Consider the following 11,276-nt stretch of genomic DNA (forward strand, 5'->3'; position numbering starts at 1 on the left):
GGTGATGAAGCCCGAGCCGTGGGCCCAGGCCCTCGAGTCCGTCCTCGCTGACGATCCGGGTGCGAGGCCGACGTTGATCGTGCCCTCGCCGGCAGGTGAAGTTTTCGACCAGGCGATGGCGCACGCACTGGCCGAAGAGCAGCATCTGGTGTTCGCCTGCGGCAGGTACGAAGGCATTGACGAGCGCGTTATCGACTGGGCGCAGGAGCATTTCACGGTGCGCCAGGTGAGCCTCGGCGATTACGTCCTGAATGGGGGAGAGGTCGCGGTCCTCGCCATGGTGGAGGCTGTCGGACGGCTGCTGCCCGGCGTCGTCGGTAATCCCGAGTCCCTGGTGGAGGAATCCCATGCCGATGGGCTGCTGGAGTATCCGCTCTATACCAAACCGTCGAGCTGGCGCGAGCGGGAGATACCGGAGATCCTGCTTAGCGGAAACCACGCGAAAATCGCACGCTACCGGCGCGACGAGCAACTGGCCCGGACCGCAGCCCGGCGACCGGACCTGATTGAGCAGCTGGATCCCGGCTCGTTGTCGAAACACGACCTCGCGACGCTGTCCGCACTGGGCTACGCGGTCGAGGGCGGCGCCGTCATGCCGGTTCCATCCGGCTCGGCAGAGTAAGCCGGCCCTCAAGGGCGCCAAAATTACCTCGTATGGGTGCAATGACTCTGCCAGGTGGCCAAGGATTACCATAGATTGCCCAACTGTGGCAGAATAAAACCTTGTGTTTACTGGGTTCGCCCCTGCCACAGGGGGAGCGCAATCGACAGTCAAACACACCGGGTCCGCACCTCATCAGCGGAATCGGTGGAACCTCAACTTTCGGCAAGGTTTCCTGCGTTGGGCAGGCTTCGTTGCCGCGACCAAAGTGAGCGACCTGTGGCGTTCACCAGGAGTGACAATATGCACATCCTAGACAGCGTAGACGCAGCCTCGCTGCGCAGCGACATCCCCGAGTTCCGCGCCGGTGACACCATCAAGGTGCACGTGAACATTATTGAAGGCAGCCGTTCACGTGTCCAGGTGTTCCAGGGCTTCGTCGTGGGCCGTCAGGGCCATGGTGTTCGCGAAACGTTCACCGTCCGCAAGGTTTCCTTCGGCTGTGGCGTGGAGCGTACCTTCCCGGTGCACTCGCCAATCATCGACAAGATCGAGGTTGCCAGCCGTGGTGATGTCCGCCGCGCGAAGCTGTACTACATGCGTGAACTGCGCGGCAAGGCTGCGAAGATCCGCGAAAAGCGCTAAGCACTCCTCGCAAGAGAACGGTGCACGATACACAAACTCTTCGCGGCAACACCGCAGAGAACAACGCAAAACGCCGGCCCCGGAAACTGGGCTGGCGTTTTGTGCTCTGGGCGGCCATCGCGGGAGTGGTGGCGGCCGCCATCGTCCGGGCATTCTTCGTGGAGATCTATTACATCCCTTCCGGATCGATGGAACCCACCCTGCAGGAAGGGGACCGCGTCCTGGTCAGCCGCACGGGATTCGACGACGGCGGCATCCGGCACGGCGACCTGGTGGTCTTCGACGGGCGGGGTTCCTTCGCGCCGCTGCACAGCGGTGACCCGTTTCCCCTGACCGCGGCGAAAGCCGTGGGACAGTGGCTGGGTCTGACGGGCAGCGACACGGTCTACGTCAAACGCGCCATCGGACTTCCTGGAGACCGCGTCGCCTGCTGTGATAAAGCCGGCAGGTTGTTGGTCAACGGCGACCCGCTGGAGGAGAATTACCTGTACCCTCAGGATGCAGCCAGTGAGTTGGAGTTCGATGTACGCGTGCCGGAAGGTAAGTTGTGGTTGATGGGCGATCATCGGTCCGTTTCGGCGGACTCGCGTTCGCTGCTCGGAGCGCCGGGCGGGGGATTCGTGCCGATTGAACGCATTATCGGCCGGCCTACCACCATTATCTGGCCACTTGACCGGATCGGCCCGCTGGAGCGGGTTCCGGCCGCCGGGGGTACAGCACTGACAATGAAGGGCGCATAAATGCCGGACAGCACCGCCAATCAGGCCGACGACGACGGTCCCGCCCGCCATTCCGCCCAGCCCCGGGAGGACCCGCCGGTCAATGGACCGGGTACACCTGCGGCGGAAACCCGGGCGGGGAGTCACGCCGCTAAAGGCAGCCATGCCAAGGGCAGCGAGGACGACGGCAAAGGTTCGGATGGCGGCAACTGGGGATGGCTGCGCGAAATCCTGGTCATCATCGCCGTCGCGCTCATTCTGTCGTTCCTGATCAAGACTTTCCTGTTCCGCGCGTTCTTTATCCCGTCCGGGTCCATGGAAAACACGCTGCGGATCGACGACCGGATCTTTGTAAACCTGCTGGCGAAGGAGACCGGGGACATTGAGCGTGGCGACGTTGTGGTCTTCGAGGACAACATGGGCTGGCTGCCGCCGGTCCAGGAGCAGCCGGACGGCCCTGCGAACTGGCTTAACGAAACCCTGACCTTCTTTGGACTGATCCCGGACAGTTCACAGCAACATCTGGTGAAACGGGTTATCGGCGTCGGCGGCGACCATGTTCTCTGTTGCAACGCGGCGGGCCAGATCACCATCAACGGTGAACCCATCGAGGAGCCGTACCTCTATCCCGGCGCTGCGCCGTCGGACGCTGAGTTCGACGTCGTCGTCCCCGAAGGTAAAATCTGGGTCATGGGTGACCACCGGAATGCCTCCTCGGATTCACGCGAACACCACCGCACAGACGGCAACGGCTTCGTCGATTTGGATGCCGTTGAGGGCGAAGCTGTCGTCATCGCCTGGCCCTTGAGTCACTTCGACTTCCTCGGAAGCTATCCAGACGTGTTCGACGACATTCCCGAACCGGACTCATCTGCCCAATCACTGACCCGACCGGAGCCAGTAGGAGCGGAATGAGTAAGAGCCCCACCCTGCGGTACGAGCGGTCGCTGTTGTCCTCGGGGCATCGCCTGATCGCCGGCTGCGATGAAGTCGGCCGCGGTGCCCTCGCCGGTCCCGTGAGCGTCGGCATGGTGGTGATCGACGCTTCCGCTGTCCGCAGCCTCAAGGGCGTGCGGGACAGCAAGCTGCTCTCCGCCGTCGACCGGGTGGCCCTCGTGCCGAAGATCCAGCGGTGGGCCATTTCCTACGGCGTCGGCCATGCCGGTGCTGAGGAGATTGACGACGTCGGACTCATGGCTGCGCTGCGCCGCGCCGGTAACCGTGCCTGGGCGGAATTGCAGCTGCACGCACGTCCCGATGCGGTGGTGCTCGACGGCAATCACGACTGGCTCTCGGTTCAGCCTCAGGGCTCGCTCTTCGAAGCTGAATCGGCCGGTGACTGCGAACCCGCCGAATGCAATGCCCCGGTGTACACGAAGATCAAGGCCGATCTGCAGTGTCTCAGCGTCGCTGCGGCCAGCGTGCTGGCAAAGGTCGAACGCGACACGCACATGGCGGAACTCGCCGTCGAATATCCCGCCTATGGATGGGAAATGAACAAAGGCTACGCCACAGCGGCGCACCGCAAGGCGATCCAGGAGCACGGACCGGCGCTGGTGCACCGACGCAGCTGGAACCTCACCGGTGCCCCGCGGATTGATGCGTCGTCCTCTGAGATGATGGGCTTATGAGCGCCGAAGATCTTGAAAACTATGAAACGGACATGGAGCTGCAGCTCTACCGCGAATACCGCGACGTCGTCGGCCTGTTCTCCTATGTGGTCGAGACCGAGCGGCGTTTCTATCTGGCGAACAAGGTCGATGTGCAGGCCCGCTCGGCCGAAGGGGAAGTGTATTTCGACCTCACCCTTCAGGACGCCTGGGTGTGGGACGTGTACAGGTCAGCGCGCTTTGTGAAGAATGTCCGGGTCATCACGTTCAAGGACGTTAACGTCGAAGAACTGGTCCAGTCCGACGAACTCCAGGTCCCCAAAGATCCCGGGCCAGGGCTGTAGATCTTTCCTCCATAGGCGACTCCTGTCTCCGCCGCGCACGGGCCTCCGTCCCAGGTGGCCCTCTTTCCCTCCACAGTCTCCGCTTTTAGTCTGGCCGTCCACATAACGTCTTCATGCTCTTACCCTCTGCCCCAGCAGCGCCAATGCTGGAAGCGGAGGTAATTGATGAGAGCGAAAGATGCACTGGGCCAGCGCGGCGAAGCACTGGCAGTGAACTATTTGGAAGAGACCGGCCTCAGAGTCGTGGACCGGAACTGGCGCTGTGCCGACGGGGAAATCGACATAGTCGCAATCGACGGCAGTGTCCTCGTGGTGGTGGAGGTCAAGACCAGGGCCTCCCTCGCCTACGGCCATCCATTTGAAGCCATCACAGAAGCGAAACTGCAGCGTTTGCAGCGGCTGGCGGGTGCGTGGTGCCGGTTCCATAGCCTTCGGTTCCGACGGCGGCGCATCGACGCCGTGGCCGTGCTGGACGATGGCTCGGGACCGGTGGACATCGAATACCTGAAGGCGGTCGGCTGATGCCGCTGGGGAGGACACACGGCGTGGCGCTGGTGGGGCTGACCGGCCACATTGTCGAGGTCGAGGCTGATATTGGACAAACCCTGCCGGCCTTTGTGCTGCTCGGGCTGCCGGACGCGTCACTGCATGAGGCCAAGGACCGGATTCGTTCCGCCGCGCAGAATTCGGGAATTCCACTGAGCAGGCGCAAGATCACCGTCAACTTGATCCCTGCCACGCTGCCCAAACGGGGATCCAGCTTCGATCTGGCCATTGTCGTGGCGGCTCTCAGGGCGGCTGGTGACATTCGTGATCCTGGTCAAGCGGTGTTCATCGCTGAGCTTGGCCTCGACGGACGGCTCAGGCCGGTTCGTGGAGTGCTTCCTGCCGTGATGGCTGCCGCAGGCGCGGGTTACAGCGACGTTGTGGTCGCGGCCGCCAACGCCGACGAGGCGCGACTGGTGCCGGGAGTCAAGGTGCACGGCTACCGAACGCTTGCCGAGGTCGCGCTGGCCCTTGGCGCTGATCCGCTGCATCTGGTCTTGCCGGAAGATTCGGAAGCGGCAGCGGAGGTATCAATGTCCTCCGCTGACGATGACGGCGCGCATCCAGCTCCGCGGGATGTTCCGGACATGGCCGATGTTGCCGGGCAGGGCGACGCGCGGATGGCGTTGGAGGTGGCTGCGGCCGGCGCCCATCACCTCCTGATGACCGGTCCTCCCGGAGCTGGCAAGACAATGCTGGCTGAACGGCTGCCTGGCCTGTTGCCCGACCTTGACGATTCCAAGGCCATGGAGGTCACAGCAATCCACTCGCTGGGTGGAATTGCCGCCGGACGGGCATCGCTGATCCGCCGCCCGCCATTCGAGAGCCCGCACCACAGCTCCACGGCAGTGGCCATCATCGGGGGAGGAACGGGAATTCCAAGGCCAGGCGCGGCCTCGCGGGCACACCGGGGCGTGCTCTTTCTGGATGAAGCACCGGAATACCACCGAGGTGTCCTGGACGCCTTACGCCAACCGCTGGAGAGCGGCCAACTGGTAATCCAGCGTTCCGCCGGCACGGCATCGTACCCGGCGCGTTTCCAATTGGTGCTTGCCGCCAATCCATGTCCATGCGGTCAGGCTTCGGCGAAAGGCATCAACTGTACGTGCACGCCGTTCAAACGCCGGCAGTACTTCACCCGCATTTCCGGACCGCTGCTGGACCGGGTCGATATCCAGCTATCCGTTCCACGGGTCAGCTTCTCCGACTTCGCGACAGGGGAGACGGCTGAAAGTTCGGCAGTCGTTGCCGAACGCGTAAAGCGGGCCAGGCTGCAACAGCACCGGAGGCTGGCTCCCTTTGGCTGCGAGACCAATGCCGAAGTTCCGGGGCGGGTGCTGCGCAATCACTTTCCACTGGATAGGAGGATCACTAGGGATATGGACAGAGCTTTGGAGCGCGAAACACTCACCGCCCGGGGATACGACAGGGTGCTGAGGGTGGCGTGGACTTTGGCCGACCTCCGCGGCAGGGAGACCGATCGGTGAGGACGTCGGGACGGCCTTGGCCTTCCGGCAGCAGGTGAGCGCGGTATGACGACAATAAGGCAGGAGACGAAGGCTTTGGACCTCCGCACGTCGAGGGCTGCACTATCCCGGTTGATGGAACCATCTGACATGGTTGGCATGGCTCTGATTGAGAGCGTCGGTCCCATCGACGCACTCCGCATCGCAACGGGACAGATCAAAGCCGGTTCCCGGACGAGCCAGGATGTCGCAATGATACTGGAGGCGCAGGGGACCATCTCCAAACGCTCAAGCCTGGGGGAAGCGCTCAAACGCTGGGCTCCTAGAACCGCGGATTTGGCGCCGGACCGGGATATCGCGACCATGCAACGGCTAGGCGGACGGATCTGGACACCTGAGGATAACGAGTGGCCGGAGGCACTGCTCGACCTTGGCATCGCCCAACCAATATGTTTATGGGTGCGTGGCGGTCCGAGCAGTGGTGTCCCGGTGGAAAGCCGCAGTGTTGCGCTGGTCGGTTCGAGGGACAGCACGAACTATGGCAACAGCGTGACAGGGGATCTGGCCGCAGGCCTGGTGCAGCGGGGTATCTGCGTTGTGTCCGGTGGTGCCTACGGCATAGACGCCCAGGCCCATCGTGCCGCCCTCTCGACCGGGGCAACGGGTGACGTGATACCGACCATCGCCGTATCGGCTTGCGGTCTGGACAGGTACTATCCGGCCGGGAACGAAGATCTGCTCCGGACTATCGGGCAGCAGGGAATGCTGATCGCCGAAGTCCCGCCTGGTTCATCCCCTACACGTTGGAGGTTTCTGCAAAGGAACAGGTTGATCGCAGCGCTGTGCTCGGTCACCGTGGTGGTGGAGGCACGGTGGCGGTCGGGTGCCCTGAACACCGCGCACCACGCTGCAGATCTAAGCCGTGAGGTCGCGGCAGTGCCCGGGTCGGTCCACTCAGCCAACTCTGCCGGCTGCCACCGCCTGCTGCGGGAAGGCTCCGCTGTCTGCGTCACCGATGCGGCCGAGATCGCTGAACTGGCCGGACCCATCGGGCAGTCCTTGGCCCATGAACCAGCTGGACGGGCAGCCGACCACGACGGACTGAACCTGGAGGATCTGCTTCTGCTCGACGCGCTGCCCGTCAAGTCTTCGGCGACATCGGAAAAACTCGCGGGGGTGGCAGGGCTTAGCCAAACGGCAGTGCTTGCCGGGTTGGGACGACTGCAGTTGGCAGGATTAGCCGAATCCATCGGCGGATCATGGCGAAGGAGGAAACCACATGGCTAAAACGGTCCGGACAAGACGGGAAGGCATGGGCGACGGGCATGGCAAATCGGAATGCCGGGGCAACGGGTATCTAATGGAGTGAGAGGCACCGATCAGGGACGACACCGGCAGAAGGGATGGCGTAGCGGCATGGCCCAAGGCAGCAGTAACGGGGACAATGGCGACGAACGACTGCCGGGGAACGTACATGCCTTCCGAGAGGCGATTGATGCTTTCGAGCGATACATCACCGCGGAGCGGGGCCGATCCCCGCACACTGCCAGGGCCTACATCGGGGACCTGAACAGCCTTTTCGGCTATGCCGCTTCGGCGGGCGCAACTGCACTCGAGGACATCACTCTTGGCATGCTGCGCAGTTGGTTGGGTGAGCTTAGCGCTTCAGGACTAGCCCGCTCATCCCTGGCCCGACGGGCGGCGACGGCGCGGACCTTCCTGCAGTGGGCTGTCCGCGAGGAGTTCATTGAGCTCGACCCGTCCATCAGGTTGAAGGCACCCAAGCGAAACAGCAGCCTCCCGCAGATCCTGCATCAGCAGCAAATGTCACGGATGCTGGAAACACTCGCTGATGGCTCCACCACCGGGGAACCGCTGCGCGTGCGGAACCGGGCAATCGTGGAACTCCTTTATGCCACCGGTATTCGAGTCGGGGAATTGGCGGGGCTCGACATCGATGATTTGGACCCTGACCGTCGGACCCTGAGAGTCGTGGGCAAGGGCAACAAGGAACGCACGGTCCCGTATGGATTGCCGGCCGCAGTTTCATTGGACGACTGGCTCCGACGCGGCCGTCCTGCAGTGATAGTGGACGGAAGCGGTCCCGCACTGTTTCTGGGTAAACGGGGAAGGCGCGTGGACCAGCGGCAAGTACGGGAAGTGGTCGGCAAGGTCCTGGCCGAACTCGGCGATACGGCGGCAACCGGTCCACACGCCCTGCGCCACAGCGCTGCCACACATTTACTCGATGGGGGAGCGGACCTGCGGGCGGTCCAGGAGATCCTGGGACACAGCAGCCTCGCAACCACCCAGATCTACACGCACGTCTCAGTCGACAGGCTGCGGCAGAGCTACCAGCAGGCTCACCCCCGGGCGTAGCCGGACTTGACCTGCGGTTCAGAGGTAGTGCGCGGCTGCTGCCAGGGTTTGGCGCAGGTAGCTGCCGCCAAACAGGATCGCATGCACGAGGAGGGGATACACCTGATGCAAGCTGACGCGGCTGCGCCATCCCTCCACCAGAGGATGGGCGTCCTCGTAGGACGCGAGGACCGTATCCAAGTAGGGAAGTCCAAACAGCGCCAGCATCGCCAGATCCGATTCCCGGTGCCCGCCATGAGCGGCAGGATCAATCAGGACTGCACCTGCAGCAGTCCACATGACGTTTCCCGACCACAAGTCTCCGTGGATACGTGAGGGTGGTTCGTGATCGTCAAAGTCGCCCGCCACCAGCCGGTTCGAAACTGCTTCAAGCTGCTGCCGGGCGGATCCGTCCAGCACACCCTGAGTGGCGGCGATTTCGATCATTGGCGCAAGCCTGGCCTCGGCGTGGAAAGTTCCCCACCGGTCGAAATGCGTGAGTGGGACGGGAAGTGGATTGTCCAGCGGGCCAAAGAAGCCATCAACACTCCATCCAGGCGGGCCGGCACCGAAAGCCGGTGCTCCCGCATTGTGGGTGGCGGCCAGCCGGCGTCCAAAGTCCGCGGCTGCTCCACGAGTCGGAGCCGTTGGACTGAGCTGTTCCAATTCCAACCATGTCTCTGAGACATTGCGGACCTTTGCACAGGGAACACCGTGTGCCGCAGAGTCCAGCCACTCCAAGCCAGCGGCCTCCAGGGCGAAAAAACCTTCCGGCGCGTCGGCGCGCTGCTTGATGAATCCAGCCATGACAACAGGCTAACGTTTGTGTATCAGGTCTCGTTGAGTGGCCCCTTGGACGTGTGTCTGCCTTATTTTGTCACCGGCACTAATTACACTGGCGCAATTCCAATTTGTACGGCAGAATGTGACAGAGCAAGTATGAGGGCTGGTCAACCGGCACGGTACTGCGCGGTAAACAGAATTTCATCACGGGTTGAAGGTCGTTGGGGAAGACGTACCTACAGCTATGGAGGATGGAATGTCTGTTGTGATGACGCGCGGTGTACTCTTCGTGCACTCAGCCCCTAGTGCGTTATGCCCGCATATCGAGTGGGCCATCGGATCCGTCGTGGATAAGCGAACGGATCTCGAGTGGATCCCTCAGCCTGCCGCGCCCGGAATGTTCCGGTCCGAGTTGTCGTGGTCCGGCAAGCAGGGGACGGGCGCCCTACTGGCTTCTGCATTACGGGGCTGGGCGCACCTGAGGTACGAGGTCACCGAGGAACCGAGCCCCGGAGTCGACGGCGGCCGCTGGTCCCACACTCCCGAACTTGGCATTTTCCATGCGACCACAGACGTACACGGCAACATCATGGTGTCCGAGGACCGCATCCGCTACGCCTACGAGAACGGCGCGGGAGACCCGGCAGCGGTCTACCACGAGCTGTCCCTGGCACTCGGTGAGGCGTGGGACGAGGAGCTGGAGCCGTTCCGTCATGCTGCCGAAGGCGCTCCCGTGCGCTGGCTGCACCAAGTCGGCTAAACACCGGCCACCAGGATAACGAAGAAGAGCTGGTCCCCAAAAGGAGCAGCTCCCTTTCGGCGTACCGTTTCAGCTTGGTTTCCTCCGGCCAGAGTTGTAAGACCGCCGGAGGAAACCGGCCGGGTTATACGTTGCGGATCACGATGACGGCGTTGTGGCCGCCGAATCCAAACGAGTTGCTCAACGCGACGATGTCTCCGCTGGGTAGTTTCCGCTCCGACGTGACGACGTCGAGGGGAATATCCGGATCCTGGTTCTCCAGGTTGATGGTGATCGGTGCTGTGCGCTCGTACACGGCCAGGACGGTCATGACCGCCTCAACCGCACCGGAGGCGCCGAGGAGGTGCCCGGTCTGGGACTTCGTCGCGGAAACACAGACGTCATCAACGTGTTTGCCCAACGCCTCGCGAAGGGCTGAGTATTCCGGCTTGTCGCCAACCGGCGTCGATGTTGCATGCGCGTTGACATGGACGACGTCGTCGGCCTGCACCCGGGCATCGAACAGCGCGCCCTTAAGTGCACGGGTGGCACCGAGCCCTTCCGGGTCCGGAGCGGTGATGTGGTACGAATCGGAAGTCACAGCCGTACCCGCCAACTCGCCATAGATCTTGGCGCCGCGGGCGAGAGCGTGCTCCTCGGCCTCAAGGACCAATGCACCAGCTCCTTCGCCCATGACAAAGCCGTCGCGGTCGATGTCGTAGGGACGGGAGGCGTGTTCCGGATCGTCATTGCGGCGGGAAAGCGCCTGCATCGAGCTGAAAGCTGCCAGCGGCATCGGGTGGATAGCGGCTTCGGCGCCACCGGCCAAGACGACGTCGGCCCGGCCGGCACGGATCAGGTCAATTCCCTGGTGCAATGACTCGGTTCCCGAGGCGCATGCAGAGACTGGTGTAAAGGCACCGGCCCTGGCACCCAGGTCCAGGCTTACGGCTGCCGCCGGCCCGTTTGGCATCAGCATGGGCACGGTCATGGGCAACACGCGGCGCGGGCCCTTCTCGCGAAGGGTGTCCCAGGCGTCGAGAAGAGTCCACACTCCGCCAATACCGGTTGCGAAGGACACGGCGAACCGTTCACGGTCAAGGCCCTCGATACCGGCGTCGGCCCATGCCTCGCGCGCAGAGACCATGGCGAATTGCGTGGACGGGTCCATCCGCTTGGCCTCGTGCCGGCTGAGTACCGCGGAGGCCGGAGTGCTGACCCGGGCGGCGAAGGTGACAGGCAGATTGTATTTTTCGACCCAATCGTCCTCGAGCGTGCGGGCCCCGGAAACGCCCTTCAAGGCGTTCTTCCACATGGTAGGGACATCGCCGCCGATGGGAGTCGTTGCTCCCAGTCCGGTGATGACTACTTTGCGTGCCATTAATTCACTCTCTTCGCCGATATTCTCTGCCGTGGGCGCGGTTGCGGGCGGCAGCAAAAATCAAATTGGTGGTGGCTGGGGCCG

The 11,276-nt window shown here is 63.0% G+C and carries 12 protein-coding genes and 1 pseudogene; 11 read left to right on the forward strand and 2 right to left on the reverse strand.

Annotated elements, in window-relative coordinates; translation table 11 throughout:
- The 10 genes and pseudogenes from trmD to Y707_RS0111170 form a co-directional block, all read left to right on the forward strand.
- Window positions 1-622, forward strand: a 622-nt coding sequence (gene trmD, locus Y707_RS25225; protein ID WP_035781312.1) for a tRNA (guanine(37)-N(1))-methyltransferase, incomplete at its 5' end; no start/stop codon positions are given.
- 282 nt (window positions 623-904) lie between these two features.
- Entirely contained in the window at window positions 905-1,246 is a 342-nt protein-coding gene (gene rplS / locus Y707_RS0111130; protein WP_026535150.1) for a 50S ribosomal protein L19, read from the forward strand.
- 20 nt (window positions 1,247-1,266) lie between these two features.
- Window positions 1,267-1,986, forward strand: coding sequence for a signal peptidase I (lepB, locus tag Y707_RS25230; protein WP_051441888.1), 720 nt, complete (start codon window positions 1,267-1,269; stop codon window positions 1,984-1,986).
- Window positions 1,987-2,880, forward strand: coding sequence for a signal peptidase I (gene lepB / locus Y707_RS25235; RefSeq protein ID WP_051441889.1), 894 nt, complete (start codon window positions 1,987-1,989; stop codon window positions 2,878-2,880).
- Window positions 2,877-3,596, forward strand: a complete 720-nt coding sequence (gene rnhB, locus Y707_RS25240) for a ribonuclease HII (protein ID WP_051441890.1) — start codon at window positions 2,877-2,879, stop codon at window positions 3,594-3,596. Before lepB (Y707_RS25235) ends, rnhB begins: the two co-directional genes overlap by 4 nt.
- A complete protein-coding gene (locus Y707_RS0111150; RefSeq protein ID WP_026535151.1) occupies window positions 3,593-3,919 on the forward strand; it encodes a DUF2469 domain-containing protein in 327 nt (108 codons plus the stop codon). The genes rnhB and Y707_RS0111150 overlap by 4 nt, the downstream gene beginning before the upstream one ends.
- A gap of 165 nt (window positions 3,920-4,084) precedes the next feature.
- On the forward strand, window positions 4,085-4,441 hold the full coding sequence (locus Y707_RS0111155) for a YraN family protein (RefSeq protein WP_026535152.1): 357 nt from the start codon (window positions 4,085-4,087) through the stop codon (window positions 4,439-4,441).
- A pseudogene (locus Y707_RS25245) lies at window positions 4,441-6,001 on the forward strand (YifB family Mg chelatase-like AAA ATPase). The gene Y707_RS0111155 and the pseudogene Y707_RS25245 overlap by 1 nt, the downstream one beginning before the upstream one ends.
- Entirely contained in the window at window positions 5,998-7,218 is a 1,221-nt protein-coding gene (gene dprA, locus Y707_RS0111165) for a DNA-processing protein DprA (RefSeq protein ID WP_051441892.1), read from the forward strand. The pseudogene Y707_RS25245 and the gene dprA overlap by 4 nt, the downstream one beginning before the upstream one ends.
- Window positions 7,219-7,347: 129 nt before the next feature.
- Complete coding sequence (locus Y707_RS0111170; RefSeq protein WP_051441893.1) at window positions 7,348-8,310, forward strand: tyrosine recombinase XerC; 963 nt, start codon at window positions 7,348-7,350, stop codon at window positions 8,308-8,310.
- Window positions 8,311-8,328: 18 nt separating this feature from the next.
- Here the strand turns inward: Y707_RS0111170 and Y707_RS0111175 are convergent, their stop codons facing one another.
- On the reverse strand, window positions 8,329-9,096 hold the full coding sequence (locus Y707_RS0111175) for a fructosamine kinase family protein (protein ID WP_026535155.1): 768 nt from the start codon (window positions 9,094-9,096) through the stop codon (window positions 8,329-8,331).
- A gap of 232 nt (window positions 9,097-9,328) precedes the next feature.
- Here Y707_RS0111175 and Y707_RS0111180 point away from each other — a divergent pair, with 232 nt between their 5' ends.
- The gene (locus Y707_RS0111180; protein ID WP_026535156.1) at window positions 9,329-9,832 is read left to right on the forward strand and encodes a DUF3145 domain-containing protein; all 504 of its coding nucleotides are present in this window, start codon (window positions 9,329-9,331) and stop codon (window positions 9,830-9,832) included.
- A 124-nt stretch (window positions 9,833-9,956) separates the two neighbouring features.
- Here the strand turns inward: Y707_RS0111180 and fabF are convergent, their stop codons facing one another.
- Window positions 9,957-11,192: a beta-ketoacyl-ACP synthase II gene (fabF, locus tag Y707_RS0111185; RefSeq protein WP_026535157.1), complete on the reverse strand. Its 1,236-nt coding sequence runs from the start codon at window positions 11,190-11,192 to the stop codon at window positions 9,957-9,959.
- Between the last annotated feature and the right edge of the window lie 84 nt (window positions 11,193-11,276).

Source organism: Arthrobacter sp. H14 (genome assembly GCF_000520495.1).
Taxonomy (GTDB): domain Bacteria; phylum Actinomycetota; class Actinomycetes; order Actinomycetales; family Micrococcaceae; genus Arthrobacter_C.

Bases quoted from the DNA above. Each gene is read 5' to 3' on its own strand.
- Y707_RS0111180 (WP_026535156.1), top strand. From the start codon at position 9,329: ATGTCTGTTGTGATGACGCGCGGTGTACTCTTCGTGCACTCAGCCCCT.
- rnhB (WP_051441890.1), top strand. From the start codon at position 2,877: ATGAGTAAGAGCCCCACCCTGCGGTACGAGCGGTCGCTGTTGTCCTCG.
- rplS (WP_026535150.1), top strand. From the start codon at position 905: ATGCACATCCTAGACAGCGTAGACGCAGCCTCGCTGCGCAGCGACATC.
- dprA (WP_051441892.1), top strand. From the start codon at position 5,998: ATGACGACAATAAGGCAGGAGACGAAGGCTTTGGACCTCCGCACGTCG.
- fabF (WP_026535157.1), bottom strand. From the start codon at position 11,192: ATGGCACGCAAAGTAGTCATCACCGGACTGGGAGCAACGACTCCCATC.
- Y707_RS0111175 (WP_026535155.1), bottom strand. From the start codon at position 9,096: ATGGCTGGATTCATCAAGCAGCGCGCCGACGCGCCGGAAGGTTTTTTC.
- Y707_RS0111150 (WP_026535151.1), top strand. From the start codon at position 3,593: ATGAGCGCCGAAGATCTTGAAAACTATGAAACGGACATGGAGCTGCAG.
- lepB (WP_051441889.1), top strand. From the start codon at position 1,987: ATGCCGGACAGCACCGCCAATCAGGCCGACGACGACGGTCCCGCCCGC.
- Y707_RS0111155 (WP_026535152.1), top strand. From the start codon at position 4,085: ATGAGAGCGAAAGATGCACTGGGCCAGCGCGGCGAAGCACTGGCAGTG.
- Y707_RS0111170 (WP_051441893.1), top strand. From the start codon at position 7,348: ATGGCCCAAGGCAGCAGTAACGGGGACAATGGCGACGAACGACTGCCG.